The organism is Collinsella aerofaciens, from assembly GCF_039752775.1.
Taxonomy (GTDB): domain Bacteria; phylum Actinomycetota; class Coriobacteriia; order Coriobacteriales; family Coriobacteriaceae; genus Collinsella; species Collinsella aerofaciens_R.
The window spans coordinates 17,180-35,369 of the sequence record NZ_JBDMGT010000014.1 but is presented as its reverse complement, the minus strand read 5'-3'; the positions used below and the strand labels follow the sequence as shown (position 1 = coordinate 35,369).

Annotated in this window: 14 protein-coding genes; 9 read left to right on the top strand and 5 right to left on the bottom strand. The window is 59.4% G+C overall.

The window, feature by feature from the left end; genetic code table 11:
- Nucleotides 1-65 precede the first annotated feature (65 nt).
- Nucleotides 66-2,141, top strand: a complete 2,076-nt coding sequence (locus ABHR63_RS05315) for an elongation factor G (protein WP_346965020.1) — start codon at nucleotides 66-68, stop codon at nucleotides 2,139-2,141.
- Nucleotides 2,142-2,270: 129 nt separating this feature from the next.
- On the opposite strand, the gene ABHR63_RS05310 is transcribed toward ABHR63_RS05315, so the two are convergent.
- On the bottom strand, nucleotides 2,271-3,248 hold the full coding sequence (locus ABHR63_RS05310) for a DNA/RNA non-specific endonuclease (RefSeq protein ID WP_346965021.1): 978 nt from the start codon (nucleotides 3,246-3,248) through the stop codon (nucleotides 2,271-2,273).
- Between the two features lie 130 nt (nucleotides 3,249-3,378).
- A complete protein-coding gene (locus ABHR63_RS05305; RefSeq protein ID WP_346965022.1) occupies nucleotides 3,379-4,389 on the bottom strand; it encodes a LacI family DNA-binding transcriptional regulator in 1,011 nt (336 codons plus the stop codon).
- A 415-nt stretch (nucleotides 4,390-4,804) separates the two neighbouring features.
- Between ABHR63_RS05305 and ABHR63_RS05300 the strand changes: the two genes are divergently transcribed.
- The 6 genes from ABHR63_RS05300 to ABHR63_RS05275 all read left to right on the top strand — a co-directional run bounded on the left by ABHR63_RS05300 (nucleotide 4,805) and on the right by ABHR63_RS05275 (nucleotide 10,800).
- Entirely contained in the window at nucleotides 4,805-6,277 is a 1,473-nt protein-coding gene (locus tag ABHR63_RS05300; protein WP_156599829.1) for a PTS fructose transporter subunit IIC, read from the top strand.
- A 144-nt stretch (nucleotides 6,278-6,421) separates the two neighbouring features.
- Nucleotides 6,422-7,696, top strand: coding sequence for a class II D-tagatose-bisphosphate aldolase non-catalytic subunit (locus tag ABHR63_RS05295; protein ID WP_346965023.1), 1,275 nt, complete (start codon nucleotides 6,422-6,424; stop codon nucleotides 7,694-7,696).
- Nucleotides 7,697-7,820: 124 nt separating this feature from the next.
- Entirely contained in the window at nucleotides 7,821-8,504 is a 684-nt protein-coding gene (gene fsa, locus ABHR63_RS05290; RefSeq protein ID WP_161162224.1) for a fructose-6-phosphate aldolase, read from the top strand.
- Nucleotides 8,505-8,567: 63 nt separating this feature from the next.
- Complete coding sequence (locus ABHR63_RS05285) at nucleotides 8,568-9,398, top strand: transketolase (RefSeq protein WP_346964000.1); 831 nt, start codon at nucleotides 8,568-8,570, stop codon at nucleotides 9,396-9,398.
- Nucleotides 9,398-10,336 (top strand): transketolase family protein, encoded by a 939-nt coding sequence (locus ABHR63_RS05280; protein WP_161162226.1) that lies wholly within the window; start codon nucleotides 9,398-9,400, stop codon nucleotides 10,334-10,336. Before ABHR63_RS05285 ends, ABHR63_RS05280 begins: the two co-directional genes overlap by 1 nt.
- Before the next feature lie 11 nt (nucleotides 10,337-10,347).
- Complete coding sequence (locus tag ABHR63_RS05275) at nucleotides 10,348-10,800, top strand: PTS sugar transporter subunit IIA (RefSeq protein ID WP_161162227.1); 453 nt, start codon at nucleotides 10,348-10,350, stop codon at nucleotides 10,798-10,800.
- A 709-nt stretch (nucleotides 10,801-11,509) separates the two neighbouring features.
- Here the strand turns inward: ABHR63_RS05275 and larE are convergent.
- On the bottom strand, nucleotides 11,510-12,388 hold the full coding sequence (gene larE, locus ABHR63_RS05270) for an ATP-dependent sacrificial sulfur transferase LarE (RefSeq protein ID WP_346965024.1): 879 nt from the start codon (nucleotides 12,386-12,388) through the stop codon (nucleotides 11,510-11,512).
- A gap of 173 nt (nucleotides 12,389-12,561) precedes the next feature.
- Between larE and ABHR63_RS05265 the strand changes: the two genes are divergently transcribed.
- Entirely contained in the window at nucleotides 12,562-13,212 is a 651-nt protein-coding gene (locus tag ABHR63_RS05265; RefSeq protein ID WP_346965025.1) for an HAD family hydrolase, read from the top strand.
- 270 nt (nucleotides 13,213-13,482) lie between these two features.
- Here ABHR63_RS05265 and ABHR63_RS05260 read toward each other — a convergent pair whose 3' ends face one another.
- On the bottom strand, nucleotides 13,483-14,688 hold the full coding sequence (locus ABHR63_RS05260; RefSeq protein WP_346965026.1) for an ATP-binding protein: 1,206 nt from the start codon (nucleotides 14,686-14,688) through the stop codon (nucleotides 13,483-13,485).
- Between the two features lie 209 nt (nucleotides 14,689-14,897).
- Nucleotides 14,898-16,010, bottom strand: a complete 1,113-nt coding sequence (locus ABHR63_RS05255; RefSeq protein WP_346965894.1) for a LacI family DNA-binding transcriptional regulator — start codon at nucleotides 16,008-16,010, stop codon at nucleotides 14,898-14,900.
- Nucleotides 16,011-16,323: 313 nt separating this feature from the next.
- Between ABHR63_RS05255 and glmS the strand changes: the two genes are divergently transcribed.
- On the top strand, nucleotides 16,324-18,171 hold the full coding sequence (gene glmS / locus ABHR63_RS05250) for a glutamine--fructose-6-phosphate transaminase (isomerizing) (protein WP_161115401.1): 1,848 nt from the start codon (nucleotides 16,324-16,326) through the stop codon (nucleotides 18,169-18,171).
- The last annotated feature ends 19 nt before the right edge of the window (nucleotides 18,172-18,190 follow it).

Genomic DNA, 18,190 nt, shown 5'->3' with positions numbered 1-18,190 from the left:
GGCACCGACCGCGAACTCTCCCCGTTGGCGTCGCGCATTGCGCGCGGCCCTGCAAGGAGGTCATCATGGGTGCTCCCAAGACCGGCAATGTAAGGAACGTGGTGCTCGTAGGCCAAGGCGGGGTGGGCAAGACTTCACTCGCCGAGGCCATGCTCCACCTTTCCGGCAAGACCGCCCGCCTGGGCGGCCACGACGGTACCAAGCCCACGCTCGACTATGACCCTGAAGAGGTCAAGCGTTCATTCTCCATCTCGACGACCATCGCGCCGATCGACTGGAAGGGCGCGCGCATCAATGTGCTCGATGCCCCGTGCTACCCCGATTTTATCGGCGACGCCTTTGCCGCGATGAGTGTTTGCGAGACGGCTCTGTTTGTGGTCGACGCCGAGGCCGGCCCGCAGCCTACGACGGTTAAGCTCTGGTATGCCGCCGAGGACCTGCGCCTGGCGCGTGCGGTGTTCGTAAACCGCCTGTCGCGCTCCGAGGCCAGCTTTGCGACCACGATGGACCTGCTGCAGGAGCGCTTTGGCACGCGACTGGGCGCCGTGACCCTTCCCTGGGGCGAGGGCGAGGACTTTGATGGCATCATCGACCTGGTGCGCATGAAGGCGCGCCATTGCAACGGCGCCGAAGCCGTTGAGTCGGAGATTCCCGAGGAGTATCGTGCCCAGGCCGAGGAGGCCCATGACCATCTGTGCGAGCTGGTGGCCGAGGCTGACGACGAACTGATGATGAAGTACTTGGAAGGCGAGGAGACGCTGACGCAGGAGGAGCTTGAGGGCTTGCTGTCGAAGGCGATTGCCGAGCGCATCTTTGTGCCGGTCTTTGCGGGCGATTGCATTAAGGAGCAGGGCGTCAACTCGCTGATGGACGACATCGCCACGTACTTCCCGGCGCCGACGGACTACGGCGAGATGCCGCTCATCGACGGTGATTCGCTCAAGATTTCGAGCGACGATGACCGTCCGGTGGCGTTTGTGTTTAAGACGCTGGCCGATCCGCAGCAGGGTCGCATCAGCTTTATCAAGGTGCTGACGGGTACGCTTGAGCCGGGTCTTGAGCTGATCAACGCGCGTACCCGCAAGAGCGATCGTCTGGCTCACCTGTATGTGATGTGCGGCCGCGACATGACCGAGGTCGGTCACGCCTATGCCGGCGACATCATCGTGGCGCCCAAGCTGGCGGCCGAGACGGGCGATACGCTCTCCATTACCGGTAAGGTCGAGGCTGCGGCGTTTAAGTTCCCCAACTCGCAGTACCGCATTGCCATCGAGGCCGAGAACCGTGGCGACGAAGAGAAGCTCTATACGTTTATCGAGAAGGCGTGCAAGGCTGATCCGACCATGAGCATCGATCGTGACGAGGAGACGGGCCAGACTATCATCTCCGCCGTTGGTGAGGCGCAGGTTTCGGTGCTGCTCAACCGTTTGGAGGATCGCACCAAGGTCGTGGCCAAGAGCGTGCCGATCCGCATTCCGTATCGCGAGACCATCCGCCGCACGGCGAGCGCCCAGGGTCGCCACAAGAAGCAGACCGGTGGCGCCGGTCAGTACGGCGACTGCTGGCTGCGCGTGGAGCCGCTTATTGGGCCCGACGGCACGAGCGACGGCTACGAGTTTGTGGATGAGGTCGTGGGCGGCCGCATTCCGCGCTCGCTGATCCCCGCCGTGGACAAGGGCGTCCAGGAGACCATGAAGGACGGTATTATTGCCGGCTACCCGCTCACGGGCATTCGCGTGGCTGTGTACGACGGCTCGTATCACAGCGTCGACTCCAACGAGATGGCGTTCCGCGCGGCGGCTCGCATCGGCCTGCGCAAGGCATGCGCCGATGCCGACCCGGTGGTGCTGGAGCCCATCGAGGAAATCACGGTGACTATTCCCGAGAGCTACGCCGGCGCCGTGATGGGTGACATCTCGGCATCGCGCGGTCGCGTGACGGGCATGGAGACCGATGAACGCGGCGACACCGTGGTCATCGCCCAGGCACCTCTCGCCGAGCTGACGGATTACTCGACGCGCCTGCGCTCTATCACGCGCGGCACGGGTGACTTTACCATGAAGCCCGCTGGCTATGAGCAGGTTCCCTATGACGTTCAGGCCAAGCTGGTCGAGCGCTATGAGGAGGGTCGCGCCAAGTAGCGTGTGGCGTTGCCTGCAACATATATGCCGATGCAAGGACCGCTCTGGGTAACCCAGGGCGGCCCTTTTTGATCCCTGGGGGACGGAGGAAAACAGATCATCTTTGGGTTACGGGTGGCGCGGTCGGCACTAGTCTCCGGATGCCTGGTTGCGGCCGGTGGCGTAGTCAATCTGCACGTGCGGCTGCAGGTTGTAGCAGTACACGTGGAAGCACAGGGTCTTGCCGTGGTCCTCGATCGATTGTGCTTCCAGACGAACGCCACGACAGACGAGTTCCTCTTCGTTGTACATGGGCGTGACGCGGTAGAGCACGTGGTTGCCCGTGTCGTGGATGTAGTCGAGGATCTGCTCTTCAAACGGCAGCATGCCCGTCTCGTTGAGGTAGCGCGTGCCGGTGAGGAGATTTTTGCGATTGGCGTTCTCGCCGCAGAGCGACCAGGCGATGAGGTGGCAGCGGTTGTAGAGGCTCTGGCCTGGAATAAAGTCGTAGCGCTGCTGGTGCCAACCGGCAGGATGGATGCGCGAGATATCGCCGCGCTTTCCCTGTCCGAGCGACTCGGGGCCTACGCAGGCGAGCGCCTTGCGAGTGCGGCCCAGGCTGTCGAGCTTGGAGAATTTCTTAAAGCAGCCCTCTTCGGTGGCGCGCTCGTACTCGTCGAGCGTGAACGACGGCATACCCAGCGGGTGCGTGCTGTCGGCGCGAAGGGCAACGTAGGGGTTGCCGGCGTAGTCGGGAATGCTGCTGAGATAAACACCGCGGGCGCGGTTGAGGTCGGGGTTTTCCACCTCGTCGATGGGGGTGGCGTTCGAAGAGACATCGTCAGCGGTGCCGGTCGTGGCGGATTCGGAGCCATCGCCGGAGTCCTGGCTGTGTTGGGAGTCCGAGGAACTCGCTGTTCCCGATTCGAGCCGGGCAACCAGGCCTGCCTCGTCGTCGGTACGGCTGGGATTCTCGTTTTGCTTCTCCGCCAGAGCCGTCGCCTGCTCATCGCTTTGCGGCGACAACAACTTGGGTGCTCCGTCGATCGATCCTGTGAACAGCGCAAATCCCAGCACCACGGCGGTGCCAATGGAAAGTACTTGCTTGTAGGCGGACTTGCGCGACATTGCGGCTCCTGGATGGACGGTTGGGAATCTACCAGTCTAGCAGGAGCCGGCAGAGGCCGTTCTGTCGAACAAATACTTAAGATTTGGGACAAACGCTACTGGTTCATTTGCTTCATATTTGACGTATGGCCTAGATCGAGGTGGAACCGAGCCAATTGAGTTTGCATTCGAGAATGCGCTGCTCACCGGGTTCGCTGCTGCCATCAAGTAGGGCGAGCAGCATCTCGGCTGCTTCGCGACCTTCCTGGTCGACGGGCTCGATGATCGTGGAGACGGTCGGCGTGGTGAGGTTGGTCCAGTCTTCGCAGTTGAGTCCCAAAAGGCCGATTTGCTTCGGAAGTAGATGGGCCATGGGCTGGAGGGCCTTGTAGACACGGGGGAGTGCCCACTGATTTTGCACGAAGATAAGGGTTCGCTTGGCGGGGTTGAGCTTGTATTTAAAGTATTCGGTGAGCTCGCTGATTGACGGCTTGTTGTGATCGATGGGAATGGCTTTGTAGAGCTGCCCATTCGCGGCCAATGCCTCGGCATATCCCTGAAAACGTTCCATGCGGGTGCGCATTTCGGTCATATTGGCGGCAATGGAGAAAAAGTCCTCGTAGCCGGCATCGAGAAGCGCCTGCGTGGCATTGTATACGCCGTCGTAGAGGTTGGTTTTGATCCAGCTGGTGCCTGGGCTGTAGATGGCCGCGTCAAAAAAGACGACGGGCTTGCCGGCGCGCTTGATGCGGTCGTGGACGGCCTTGAAATTTGCCGTGGGCTGGATGACAAAACCATCGACGCCCAGCGAGAGCATTTTGTCGACATATATGAGCTCGGTCTCGGGGTCGAAATTGCTGGTGCAAACGACCGTCTGGTAGCCCGCGGGGAGCATGACTTGTTCCATGCCGTTGAGGACGAGGCCCGCCCACTTGTTGGTGTTATCCAAAATGATGATGGCGATGACGTGGGTCTGCTTGCCGGTGAGCGTTTGCGCTTGGGCGTTGGGAACGTATCCGAGTTCCTTGATGACGCGCGCAATCTTTGCCTGCGTCTTCTCGCTAAGCTTTTCTCGTTTGTCGTTGAGGTAATACGAGACGCTTGCCGTCGAGGTTCCCGCCTCTCGAGCGACGTCTGCGATCGTAACGCGCTGTTTTGCCACAGCGACTCCTTCCGACAGATGAGCATTTTCCAACATGATGACTTTGAGTCTTGGTGAGGGATGCGCTTCGGTGAGCGACTTTTTCCTTTCATATGAGTATGCAACAAATGCGGTATACGGGTGGGGTCGAAATTTGTGACCGGCATGCGCATCTGCCGTCTACCGAGAAAATCAAATACTTCTTGACTTTTGAAATCGAGGGTAAAAACGCAGGATTCATTTTTGGTTAAACGCATAACTAAATCGCATAACTAATGCCCTGACCTGCGCGTTTACCGAATTGAGCTGGTTTTATCAATGCCAGCACCATATATTGGTCTTGTCGAAAAGACAGCAAGTCCAAACGGCAGGGGATGCTCCGGAGGCCTCCGCAAACGGTGTCTTGCGCACGCAACTCTATGAAAAGAGGGAAGCAATGAAGATCGTAGGCGTTGCCGCCTGTACCGTGGGTATCGCCCACACGTATATGGCCCAGAAGGCGATTCAGGATGAATGCGCCGCCCGTGGCATCGAGTGCAAAGTCGAGGCTCAGGGTGGTCTGGGTATCGAGAACGAGCTGACGCAGGAAGACGTGGATTCCGCCGACCTGGTGCTCGAGTCCGTCGACGTGGGTGTCGAGAACGAGGATCGTTTTGAGCAGAAGATGGCCGAGGGCAAGTTCCTCAAGGTCGGTACTTCCGATGTGATCGCCGATCCGGTCAAGATTATCGACCAGGCCGTTGAGACCATTAAGGCGACGGGTGGCGCAGTTTACGCGCCCAAGGCCGAGGCCAAGGCAGAGAAGAAGGCCGTCTCCGCTGCCCCGCAGGCCCCGACACCGGCGTCCAAGCAGTCCATCTTTGCCGATCCTGGCAAGACGCTGCTCAATGCGTTCAATACCGGCGTTTCCTATTTTATCCCCATCGTCGTTATCGGTGGCGTGTTCCTTGCCTTTTCGTTGGCGTCCGGTACTGCCGGTGCTAGCGGCATGGAGGTCACCAACCCGTTGATGGTGAGCCTTAACACCATCGGCATGGCCGGCATCTCTATGATGATTCCGGTGCTTGCGGCATACATCTCCTACTCGATGGCCGGCAAGCCCGCGCTTGCCCCTGGCTTCGTCCTGGGCTACTTGGTTAACAACGCCGTCGTCACCCCGAGCGGCAACAGCGTTTCGACCGGCTTCTTGGGTGCCATGATCATGGCGGTTATCTGCGGCTACTTTGTCCGCTGGATGAAGACCTGGAAGGTCAACAACACCATTCAGACCATCATGCCGATCTTGATCATCCCGATTCTGACCTCTCTCGTCCTGGGTATGGCCTACATCTACATCCTGGCCACGCCGCTTGGCTTTGTGATGGATTGGCTCACCAGCGTGCTCGGTAGCTTGCAGGGCGGCTCCGCCGTTGTCCTGGGCCTGGTCATTGGTGTTATGACCGCCTTCGATATGGGTGGCCCTATCAACAAGACCGCTTCGACCTTTACCATGGCCATCATGGCCTCCGGTATCTACGGCCCCAACGGTATGTTCCGCGTCGCCGTCGCCATTCCCCCGATCGCCTGTGGTCTCGCCGCGCTCATCGCCAAGAACAAGTTCGATGACGCTGACCGTCAGATGGGCATCTCCGCGCTGTTCATGGGCTGCATCGGCATTACCGAGGGCGCTATCCCCTTCGCGGTCAAGGATCTTGGCCACACCCTGCCCGGCATCTGCATCGGCTCTGCCGTGGGCGCGGCGCTTGCCGCCTTCCAGGGCATCGATTGCTACGTTCCGCATGGTGGCTTTATCGTCGCCCTGGCCACCAACAACGTCGCGCTGTTCTGCCTGGACATCGTGATTGGCTCCTTGGTCGCCGCTGCAATCCTGATTGCCATGAAGCCCACGCTCGATAAGCAGGCCAAGTAAACCTTTAAGGACTCCGGTTGTGCGGAGGGATGGATTTGACTCCGCACAACCGCCCCTACACAACAAAATCCATCCGTACTGATAGGGCCCACATCTGGGTCCCAGGGAACTTTTGTCAAAAATCCTCTGGAGAAGGAGAACAAAATGTCCAACCTCACCATCCGCCAGGCCGTTCAGGGCATGCTCAAGCTACAGGATAGCGGCGATCACGCAACCATGGTCGGCATTGGCCCCATGAGCCCCAACCTGATTCAGGCCGTGTTCGAGCTTGCCAAGGACGAGGATTTCCCACCCATGTTTATCGCCAGCCGCAACCAGGTCGATATGGACGAGATGGGCGCCGGCTACGTCAACGGTTGGGACCAGACGCGCTTTGCCGCCGACATCAAGAAGGTTGCCGACGAGGTGGGTTACACCGGTCCGTACTACCTGTGCCGCGATCACGGCGGTCCGTGGCAGCGCGACGAGGAGCGTAACGCCCACCTGCCCGAGGACGAGGCCATGGAGCTCGCTCGCAAGTCATTCGTCGCCGACATGGAGGCGGGCTTTGACCTGCTGATGGTCGACCCCACCAAGGACCCCTATCAGATCGGCAAGGTTATTCCGCTCGACGTGGTGCTTCGCCGCACGATCGATCTTATCGACTACCTTGAGCAGTACCGTCGCGAGCATAACCTGCCCGAGGTTGCCTATGAGGTCGGTACCGAGGAGACCAATGGCGGCCTGACCTCTACCGACAAGTACGAGGAGTTCATTTCTCAGCTGCAGCCCGAGCTCGAGAAGCGCGGCTGCCCCATGCCCACCTTTATCGTCGGTCAGACCGGTACGCTCACCCGTTGGACCGAGCAGGTCGGTCATTACAACTTTAAGAATGCCCGCGAGCTCGCCGACATGGCCAAGCGCTACGGCGTGGGCCTGAAGGAGCACAACGCCGACTACCTGGACGACGCGACGCTGCTCGAGCACACCCCGGCTCACGTGACGGCCTCCAATGTCGCCCCTCAGTACGGCACCGAGGAGACCCGCGCTTACCTCAAGCTCTGCGCTACCGAGCAGATCCTGGTCGACAACGGCCTGTGCGACGATCCTTCCGACCTGTACCACACGTTGTTGGTCAAGGCTATCAAGACCGAGCGCTGGCGCAAGTGGATGACCGGCGATGACGTTAACCTGCAGGTTGATGACATCCTGGCAGACGACGAGCTCAGCCTGAAGATTCTGGATGTCTCCGGTCACTACGCCTTCAACGACCCCGAGGTCAAGGAGCAGGTCGAGAAGCTCTACCGCAACCTCGCTGCCCAGGACATCGACGGCAAGCGCTTTGTGATCGAGCACATCAAGCGCCCGATCAAGCAGTACGTCGTCGGTCTTAACCTCAAGGGCGTCACGAGCCGCATCGAGAAGGCTCTCGAGGACTAGGTAGTTTTTCCTACACGACGCCGGGCCCGGGGCATGTCCCAGCTGCGGGCCCGGCACATAGGACAAAGGGACATCCCCTTTGTCCTATTTTTGAGTTTTGGATTCCTTAGAAGGAGTTTGCACCATGAAGTTCTTTATCGATACCGCCAACCTTGACGAGATTGCCGAGGCCAAGAGCTGGGGCTGCCTGGCCGGTGTTACCACCAATCCGTCCCTGTACGCCAAGACTGGCGGTAAGCTCGCCGACTTTGAGCCCCATATGCTCAAGATTGCCGAGCTCTGCGAGGGACTGCCCGTGTCCGCCGAGTCTACCGCCACCACGGCTGAGGGCATGATCGAGGAGGGCAATCGTCTTGCCGCTCTGGCTCCCAACATCGTGGTTAAGCTTCCCGTGTGCGAGGCCGGCCTCGCCGCCTGTCGCGCCCTGGCCGATGCGGGCGTGCGTGTCAACATGACGCTTGTTTTCTCGCCGACCCAGGCCCTTATGGCCGCCAACGCCGGCGCCCGCTACATCAGCCCGTTTGTGGGACGCTTCGACGACATCGCCGAGGATGGTATTTCGCAGCTCGACAACGTTGTGACCTGCATCAAGAACTATGACTGGACCGGCAAGAACGTCGACGACACCGTTGAGATCATCACTGCTTCGGTCCGCACGCCCAACCACGTGACCCAGGCGGCTCTTCTTGGCGCCGACATCGCGACCGTGCCCATGGCCGCTCTCAAGAAGTGCCTGCATCACCCGCTGACCGACCAGGGCCTTGCCTCGTTCGAGGCTGACTGGCAGAAGGTCGTCGCTCAGGCTTAACGAGTGGATTGCCCCGGCATCGCGTCATCCGGTGCCGGGGTTGTTCTCAAGAGAGGAATTCGTATGACCAACCAGGAGCTGGCGAAGGTCGCCAATGAGGTCAGGAAGGGTGTCGTGACTGCGGTTCACGCGGCCAAGTCGGGACATCCGGGTGGATCGCTCGGTGCTGCCGACATCATGACGTATCTGTACTTTGAGGAAATGAATATCGATCCTGCCGACCCTCACAAGGCCGATCGCGATCGCTTTGTGCTCTCCAAGGGTCACGCGGCGCCGGGCCTGTATTCGGTGTTGGCACATCGCGGCTATTTTCCCGTCGAAGAGCTCGAGACGCTCCGCCATATTGGCAGCCGACTGCAGGGCCATCCCAACATGAACGACACCCCGGGCATCGATATGTCCACCGGCTCGCTCGGTCAGGGCATCTCTGCTGCAGTTGGAATGGCGCTTGCCGCTAAGCACTGGGGCGACAGCTACCGCGTCTACACGTTGCTGGGCGACGGTGAGTGCGAGGAAGGCCAGGTGTGGGAGGCGGCCATGTTTGCCGGCAACCATGCGCTCGACAATCTTGTTGCCGTCGTCGACCACAACGGCTTGCAGATTGACGGCAGTATCGACGAAGTTAACTCGGCTATGCCGCTTGCCGACAAGTTCCGCGCCTTTAAGTGGCATGTGATCGAGCTCGCCGACGGTAACGACATGGCGCAGATTGCCGCCGCCTTTGCCGAGGCCCGCAAAGTGAGCGACTCGCCCGTGGCCATTATCGCCGAGACGGTGAAGGGCAAGGGCGTCTCCTTTATGGAAAACCAGGTGGGCTGGCACGGCAAGGCGCCCAACGATGAACAGTTTGAGCAGGCCATGGCCGAGCTCGCAGCAGCAGGGGAGGAGCTCTAATGGCAGACGTCAAGAAAGTCGCCACGCGCGTTAGCTATGGCGAGGCACTTGTCGAGCTGGGCAATGAGCGCGATGACTTTGTGGTTCTCGATGCCGACCTGGCCGCCGCAACGCAGACCGGTAAGTTTAAGGCTGCGCACCCTGAGCGCTTCTACGACGCCGGCATTGCCGAGAGCAACTTGATGGGGCTCGCCGCCGGCATTGCGACCACGGGCCACGTCGCCTTTGCGAGCACCTTTGCCATGTTCGCCGCCGGCCGCGCGTACGAACAAGTGCGTAATTCCATCGGCTATCCGCACCTCAACGTCAAAATCGGTGCCACGCATGCGGGTATCTCGGTCGGTGAAGACGGTGCCACGCATCAGTGCTGCGAGGACATCGCGCTCATGCGCACGATCCCGGGTATGACGGTGATCGTTCCCGCCGATGACATCGAGGCTCGCGCTTGCGTTCGCGCCGCCTATGAGTTTGAGGGACCGGTCTACATGCGCTTCGGCCGCCTGGCAACACCGGTCATCAACGATCGCGAGGACTATGAGTTCAAGATTGGTCGCGGCGTGGTCGTGCGCGAGGGGTCCGATGTGACCATCATCGCTTGTGGCCTTATGGTCGCCGAGGCGCTTGAGGCTGCCGAGGCGCTCGCTGCCGATGGTATCGATGCCGAGGTCATCAACATGCACACGATCAAGCCGCTTGATGAGCGCCTGGTGGTTGCCAGCGCCAAGAAGACTGGTCGTGTGGTCACCGCCGAGGAGCATTCGATTATCGGCGGTCTTGGCGAGGCCGTGGCCTCGGTGCTCGCGGAACAGCATCCGGTGCCGATGCGACGCGTCGGCGTGCGCGATGTGTATGGCGAGTCCGGCCCTGCGGTCGATTTGCTGCACAAGTACGGTTTGGACGCCGACGGCATCGAAGCTGCGGTTAGGTCCGTGTTGTAAGGAAGGTTTCCATGGGATTTGTATCTGCCAACCAAGTGACGATCGGGTATACCGCCGCCTCGCGCGAGGACGCTCTGCATTATTTGTCCGAGCAGGCCATCGAGCTCGGCTTTGCCGATGACGCATCTGCCGTAGAGGCTGCCTTCATTGCTCGCGAGAACGAGGCCGAGACCGGCCTTGTCGCCGGTTTTGCCGTTCCGCATGCCAAAAGCGACGCAATCCATACGCCGGGCGTTGCCGTGCTTAAACTGGTCGAGCCCGTTGAATGGCCGAGCTTCGATGGGGTACCTGTCGATGTTGCGCTCGCGCTGTACGTGCCTGCCGGCGAGGCTGGAACCACGCATCTGCGCCTGCTCTCCAAGGCTGCCGTAATGCTGATGGACGCCGGCTTCCGCGACAAGGTGCGCGCGAGCACCGATCCCGTTGAGATTGCGGAGCTCATCAATAGCGGACTCGAAGACTAGGACGGTCATCCCGTTCAATCAATCGATCCTTCTCCAAGGAAAAGGGCCGCGACGCCATATAGGTGTCGCGGCCCTGTTTGCGTTTCCCCAGATAAAACCCGCCAAAATAAACCTGTCCCTTTTTGGCAGGCTAATCGTGAGTTATTTCACCGCAACTTAGGGCGCGGTTAGGAAGTGTGCACCTTAAAGAGTGGAGCCCTTGATTAGAGAGATTGCGCTCGTCTCTCTAAATGTCTCTCTAAAGAGAAGGTTGGTTAGAGAGATAGCATTAGGCAATCTAGCAGCGAATTCGATACATCTCTCTAAATGCCTCTCTAAAACAAGGCGCTTATCTCTCTAAAGTTAGAGAGATAAATCTATTGTTTTAGAGAGACGGAATGCCAAAATTCGTCCGTCAGCTACCATCTGCCAAAAATGGCAGATAAAGGACTCATTGAGGTAATGGGTTCATCGACGAGCCGCAATCGCCGATATCGGAGGAAGTAGATGCAGCCGGGTCGCCCCTCTAGTGTCTCTCGAAGTCGGATGGGTGCTAGAGGGGCGATTGTCTTGCGATGTTTCCCCAGATAAAACCTGCCAAAATAAACCTGTCCTTTTTGGCGGGTCTGCGGGTCCATGCTCGCCAAACGGAGTTGCGGTGGAATAGTTCCTGTTTTGGCCCGATAGGCCGCAAAACGGGAACTATTCCACCGCAACTTATCGGGATACGCTACTGGTTCATGTTGCCGTGGATGTAGGGGGTGACCTCGGGGGAGATGTGGGCGCAGGCCAGCTCGCGCAGCGCGGACTCGATGGCGGCGGGCAACGGGGTCTTGCCCTCGCCGTCGACGGCGGCACCGCCGAGAGCGGCAATCTTGGCGACATCTGCGGGCGCGGCTTCGATATGCATGCAGCCGCCGACCAAGCGCGCGCGTACCTGCGCCAGGTCGAGATCGTGCAGGTAATCCTCGCAGGCGCGAATCAGGGAGACCTTCTCGCGCGTAAGCTCCTCGCCCGTGGGGACGCGCGTGGCAAGACAGGCTCCCGCCGGCAGGTTCCAAACGGGATAGCCCCATGCGCGCAACAGCTCGCGCTCTTCGTCCTTGGTAAAGCCGACCTCCATAAGAGGGGAGCGTACGCCGAGCTCTTCTGCGGCGCGCATGCCAGGGCGGTAGTCACCGCGATCGCTTGCATTGCTGCCATCGATGACGGTGGAAAAGCCGAGCGACTTGGCGTGGTTGACGATGGCGGTAAAGCCGGCCTGTTTACAGTGGTAGCAGCGATTGGCATCGTTGCAGGCTACTTGGGGGAGCTGCAACTGATCAACCGAAAGATTGAGCACAGGGAGCTTAAAATGCGGCTCCTCATTGGCTTGCCCGTCAACGGACCGCTCAAACGAAGCCTGTTCAGGCGTGCCGATGAGCGGCGTGGTGAGGTGAACGAGAAGCGTGCTGGCCGGCATGATGCGGGCGCAGACCGCGGCTAAAAAGCTGCTGTCGACGCCACCGGAAAAGCCGATGGCGACGCGTCCGTATGCCAAAAGCAGCTGTTCGAGCGCTGCGAGTTTGTCCTGAAGCTCCTCTGCAGGTGCGGTGGTGTCTGAAAGCATGAAACATTCCTTACCAATATGTACTCGGTCGAAAACTATAATCCTACCGAGCTGCTTGTCATAAGATTTCTACCTATGTAATGAAAGCGCAATATGGTATATACGTTATATACAAGTTGTCAAATGCGGTAGAGTTGCGGCAATGCGACAGCGAGAGTCGATGGGGGACCGATATGATCAAGGCTGTTATTTTTGACATGGACGGAACGCTGGTCGATACCGAGCGTCTGGGCATCAAGGCATGGAAAGCGCCCGCTGCTGAGCTGGGGCTCGCGATTGATGATGCGCTGATTCATCAGTTTATCGGTCGCACGCTGCCCGATGTCATGGACATCCTTGAGGCGCATTACGGCAGCAGAGAAACCGCTGAGGCGATCTATCATCGCCACAAGGAGATTCGCGACGAGATGGTCAAGACCGAACTGGAACTTAAGGCCGGTGCCGCCGAGTGCCTGGACGAGCTGCTGGCCGCGGGCTATCACGTGGGCCTTGCGACGTCATCGCGTTATGCCACGGCCGAGCACAACCTTAAGATGGTCGGTCTCTTTGACAGGTTTGAAACGGTAACGTGTGGCGAGGACGTCGTGCACGGAAAGCCCGACCCCGAGATGTATCTGCTCGCCTGCGAGCGCGCGGGCTTTGTCCCCGGGGAATGCGCCGTGGTCGAGGATTCGCGCAACGGCTGCGTCTCGGGCATCACGGCCGGCTGCCACGTCTTTGCCGTCCCCGATATCGTGCCGCTGCCGCAGGACGTGGCGGACGGCTGCGAGGCCGTACTCGATACGCTGTTCGATCTGACGGCGGCGGTCAAGGCCGTGCGCTAGACTCTGCACCTGAGCCATTTCAATAGCACTTTAAAGATGCGGCCAACCGCTTAGCTGGGTGTCCGCATCTATATCCAAGATCCCGATTGCGCCCGTGGGCGTTGTCTGCCGCTAGCGGTGACGACAGCGGCGCCCGCGCGGAAGCGCTGATACGGCCAGCCCCTCTTATCGGCCAAGACTGCAGTTTTGGCCGATAAGAGGGGCTTTGTGCTTTAAATAATCGAGGCAGCCGCCTTGGCAAGAGGTTGGCGGGGCTTTGGACGTTACGAGTTACTCCAAGAGCCAGTCGATTACGTTGCGCTTGCGAACTCCTTCGTAGTTTGCGTCAGCAAATAGCGTGTCGAGCGTAAGAAGCGTCTTGGGATAGTTGTCTCGGACTTTCTTAAAGGGGGCCAACTCGCGGTTGAGGGTGGTTTCGTCGAGCGTGGTGGCTGAAACCTGAAAATAGGCCGTATCGTCTGAGCCTAGGGCAACAAAATCGATTTCCCCATCATCGATATCGCCCACGTAGACGTCGTATCCGCGGCGTAGAAGCTCGAGATAGACGACATTTTCGAGAATATGACCGATGTCGCTGCTCTGAGTTTTGACGAGGGCGCCTCTAAGTCCAAGGTCAACGGCGTAGTATTTTCCGTTTGTTGTTAGAAGCTGTCGACCGCGTACGTTGTAGCGCGGCGCTGAATACAGTACGAGACTGTCTGTTAGCCCTTTGAGGTACTTGGCGACGGTCTTCTGATCGGTTTTGTTGCCGTTGGACGAGAGCGTGTCGGAGATTTTCTTAACCGAGGTTCGGCTTCCAATGTTATGGAGTAGGAACTTGGTGATATCGCGCAGGGTCGAGACGTCCGAGACCTTCAAGCGTTCGATAACGTCGCGTATGACTATGGTGTCGTAGAGACTCATAAGGTAATCACGCGCCTGGGGGCCCTGGATACCCGTTTCGGCGATAAAGGGAAAGGAGCCCCGGGTGATGTACTCGTCAAACAGCTGGGTAGGAGCCTTTCCGCCATTGGTTTTTGCCGAGCAAAACTCTTTAAAGGAGAGGGGCAGCATTTTGAGCTCTACGTAGCGACCGGATAGTAAGGTTGCCAGCTCGCTCGAGAGCAGATAGGCGTTGGAACCGGTTATGTAGAGATCGACATTATCCCTGATAAATAGGCTGTCGACGGCTTTTTCGAAGTGCTCGACATGCTGTATCTCGTCCAGAAAAACATAGTTCATCTTATCGGGGACGAGTCTGGCGGAAACGTAGTCGTAGAGTGCTCTATACGACGTAAGAGACTCGAACTCCAGATCTTCAAAGTTGAGGGATATAACTTGGGCATCTGTGGTTCCATGGTCGCGCAAATGACCACGGTAAATCTCGAATAGCTTCGATTTGCCTGACCTACGCACGCCCGAAAGGACCTTGATAACATGCGAGTCTTTCCACGAAATGAGCCAGTCGAGGTACTGCTTGCGGTCAATCAAATCCATAAAGCCTCTCCCTGGGTCTGAAAACATTGGAACAAAATCAATATTTATATGAAATTACAAAAAATATGGAACCGAATCCATTTCATCAAAATTACTCATAAAAATATGGATTGAATTCCATAAATATCCGTAGCTGCAGCCTTGGCTAATGGGCGTGGGGCCAGTAAAAAGCGCCGCAGCGGGGCTGTTTCCGCTGTGGCGCTTTTTTGCTACAGGTAGGCACCGAGGTTGATGGCGGTGGCTTCGGCGTGGCTGCTTGCCTGGGTGCTGGCGCGCTCGAGGAGGAACGGCCGCACGAGTTCTTGGCGGTTGATGTCCTCGGTGGCCGTGACCGCGGTGACGGGGCGCGCTGCAGAGCCGATGTGGATATGTTTGGTCTTTATCGGGACCTTGTTCTCGATTTGCTCCATCAGCAGTTGGACACCCTTGCGGCCAATTTCGTAGCCCGGGGGTGCCACCGTGGTGAGGGGGACCGACCCACTCCATGCAAGCGGGTTGCCGTCGCATCCGGCCACGCGAATCTGCTCGGGGACGGAGATGCCTTTGTCGACCAATGCCGAGATAACACCCGAGGCCAACACGTCGGTCAGGCCGACGACAAAATCGGGACGTTCGTCGGCAGGGCGCCCGGCAATCTGAGCGCCAATGCTGTAGCCGTCGGCAGCGGTATTCCATTCGCCGGCGTCGATGACTTCGATTTTGATATCGGGGTGCAGGGCGAGGGCCTTATGAATGCCAAGGACGCGCAGGGTGAGTTGCATAAATGCTGCTCGGCCGACGACGACAATATGGTGCGCGCCGCGGGCGATGGCAAGTTCGGCAATGATGCGACCCTGGGCCTCATTGTCGGCCGCTACGTAGTAGCCGGGCTCGGAGCAATGGATGTCCAGATGGACGATCGGCACGGGCGTCTTGGTCATGGCGGGGTGCCAGTCGGGGGATGCCATGGGCTGAACCATGACGCCGGACATCTGGGTGCCCATAAAGTAGCGCAGGTAATGGTCCTCGAGAATATCGTCGTTATCGGCGTTGGCGATGAGCAAGTCGTAGCCGTGCTTGCGGGCCTCGTTGTGGGCGCCGCTGGCGATTTGGAGCGAAAAGCCGTGATCGAGACGGGGGAGCACCAGGCCAAAGGACTTGGTGGCGCCGCCCGCGAGCTGACGGGCGCTTTGGTTGGGCAGGTAGCCAAGGCGACTGATGGTCTCGTTGATGAGCTTGAGGGTCTCGGGGCGCAACTTTTCGGGATGGTTGAGCGCGTTGGAAACCGTGCCCAGCGAAACCCCGGCCTCGCGCGCGACGTCGCTGATTTTTACCTTTGCCATAGCGGCCCCTTTGATGCGTTTCAAGTACAAGCCAGATTGTAGCATCCCAAACCTACCAAAGAGGGATAGGTTTATTTTGGCAGGTTTTATCTGGGGAAACGCTGTTGCCAGCTCAAACCACCACGAAGGGGACAGGTGCTTTTGTGGTGGTTTGGACCGGCTGGACGTGTGTGCATCGGGTGGTATCTAAGTTGAGATACCACTTCTGGTATATCAGCTTGCGTTTGCGTGAGTACAATACTCGAACGTTATACGTCTCAGCGCCCCCTGTGCGTGGACGTCTTGCAGTCACGCGAACGAAGGGATTTATCCTATGTGCGGAATCGTCGGCTACACCGGCTCTGATATTGCAAAGAACATCCTGGTCACGGGCCTCAAGCGTATGGAGTATCGCGGCTATGACTCCTCGGGCGTCGCGCTCGAGGTGGGCGAGGGCGCCGCGGCGCACCTCGACGTCATCCGCCGCGTGGGCAAGGTCGCGGGCCTGGAGAGCGAGCTTTCCAACATCGACAGCGACGCTACCTGCGGTATCGGCCACACCCGTTGGGCCACCCACGGCAAGCCCTCCGTCGTTAACGCTCACCCCCACACCAGCTGCGACGGTCGTATCGCCATCGTCCACAACGGCATCATCGAGAACTTCGCCGAGCTGCGCGAAGAGCTGGAGGGTCGCGGCCACCACTTTAAGAGCGAGACCGATACCGAGGTCTTCGCGCATCTGATCGAAGAGGCTTATGCCGAGACGCACGACCTGATGGCCTCCGTGCGCGAGGCGTGCACCCACGTGGTCGGTGCCTATGGTCTGGCCGCCGTGTGCGCTGACGAGCCCGGCGTGATCGCCGTGGCCCGCAAGGATTCCCCGATCGTGGTCGGTGTGGGCGAAACCGGCTCCTATGTTGCTTCCGATGTCATCGCGCTCATCGACGCCACCCGCGATGTCGTGGTGCTCGAGGACGGTCAGTTTGCCAAGCTCACGCCCGCAGGCGTCGAGTACACCGACGAGGCCGGCAATGTTATCGAGCCCAAGGTCACCCACATCGACTGGGACCTGGACATGGCAGAAAAGGGCGGTTATCCCGACTTTATGCTCAAGGAAATCCACGAGCAGCCGCGCGTCGTGCGAGACACGCTGGTTGGTCGTATGACGCCGGCCGGCGAGCTCGACATTGACGAGCTGGGCCTTTCGCTCGAGGAACTCAACGATATCGACCGCGTCTACGTGATCGCTTGCGGCACCAGCTATCACGCTGGCCTCATTGCCAAGAATCTCATTGAGGGCTGGGCTCGCATCCCCACCGAGGTGGAGGCGGCCAGCGAGTTCCGCTATCGCAACCCCATCATCACGCCGACGACGCTCGTCGTGGCCGTGTCCCAGTCGGGCGAGACGGCCGACACTCTCGCCGCCATCCGCGATGCGCGCATCAAGGGTGCCAAGGTCTTCGGCATCACCAACGTGGTGGGCAGCCCCGTGGCGCGTGAGAGCGACGGCGTCATCTACACCAAGGCCAACAAGGAGATCGCGGTCGCCTCGACCAAGAGCTTCATCGGCCAGGTTGTGAGCCTGACGCTGCTGGCCCTGCTGCTGGCGCAGGTCAAGTACCGCTTGACCACCAAGCAGGCGCGCATGCTGTTCCGCGAGCTTTCCGATACGGCCGAGCAGATCCAGTGGATTTTGGATACCCAAACCGAGGCCGTTCATGAGGCCGCCCTGCTGTGCAAGGACGCGCAGTCCGCACTGTTTGTGGGTCGCGGCATGGGTGCCGCTATTTCCTACGAGGGCGCGCTCAAGCTCAAAGAGGTCAGCTACCTGCACGCCGAGGCATATGCCGCCGGTGAGATGAAGCACGGCCCCATTGCCCTGATCGACCTGGGCTTCCCTGTCATCGCTGTGGCCACCAAGAGTGCCACCTACGACAAGACCGTGTCGAACCTTATGGAGTGCAAGGCGCGCGGTGCCAAGGTCATCGTCGTTGCCACCGAGGGCGACGAGGAGATCAACAAGATTGCCGACTGCATCATCCGCGTGCCGGCAGTCCGCGACGTGTTCAGCCCCATCACGGCGAGTGTCCCGCTGCAGCTGCTCGCCCGCGAGGTCGCCATCCTGCGCGGCTGCGACGTCGACCAGCCCCGCAACCTGGCGAAAAGCGTCACGGTCGAGTAGTTGGTTCCGCCGTTCTAGC

Bases quoted from the DNA above. Each gene is read 5' to 3' on its own strand.
- larE (WP_346965024.1), bottom strand. From the start codon at position 12,388: ATGCTTTCAGACACCACCGCACCTGCAGAGGAGCTTCAGGACAAACTC.
- glmS (WP_161115401.1), top strand. From the start codon at position 16,324: ATGTGCGGAATCGTCGGCTACACCGGCTCTGATATTGCAAAGAACATC.
- ABHR63_RS05275 (WP_161162227.1), top strand. From the start codon at position 10,348: ATGGGATTTGTATCTGCCAACCAAGTGACGATCGGGTATACCGCCGCC.
- ABHR63_RS05260 (WP_346965026.1), bottom strand. From the start codon at position 14,688: ATGGATTTGATTGACCGCAAGCAGTACCTCGACTGGCTCATTTCGTGG.
- ABHR63_RS05280 (WP_161162226.1), top strand. From the start codon at position 9,398: ATGGCAGACGTCAAGAAAGTCGCCACGCGCGTTAGCTATGGCGAGGCA.
- ABHR63_RS05255 (WP_346965894.1), bottom strand. From the start codon at position 16,010: ATGGCAAAGGTAAAAATCAGCGACGTCGCGCGCGAGGCCGGGGTTTCG.
- ABHR63_RS05300 (WP_156599829.1), top strand. From the start codon at position 4,805: ATGAAGATCGTAGGCGTTGCCGCCTGTACCGTGGGTATCGCCCACACG.
- ABHR63_RS05310 (WP_346965021.1), bottom strand. From the start codon at position 3,248: ATGTCGCGCAAGTCCGCCTACAAGCAAGTACTTTCCATTGGCACCGCC.
- fsa (WP_161162224.1), top strand. From the start codon at position 7,821: ATGAAGTTCTTTATCGATACCGCCAACCTTGACGAGATTGCCGAGGCC.
- ABHR63_RS05295 (WP_346965023.1), top strand. From the start codon at position 6,422: ATGTCCAACCTCACCATCCGCCAGGCCGTTCAGGGCATGCTCAAGCTA.
- ABHR63_RS05315 (WP_346965020.1), top strand. From the start codon at position 66: ATGGGTGCTCCCAAGACCGGCAATGTAAGGAACGTGGTGCTCGTAGGC.
- ABHR63_RS05285 (WP_346964000.1), top strand. From the start codon at position 8,568: ATGACCAACCAGGAGCTGGCGAAGGTCGCCAATGAGGTCAGGAAGGGT.
- ABHR63_RS05265 (WP_346965025.1), top strand. From the start codon at position 12,562: ATGATCAAGGCTGTTATTTTTGACATGGACGGAACGCTGGTCGATACC.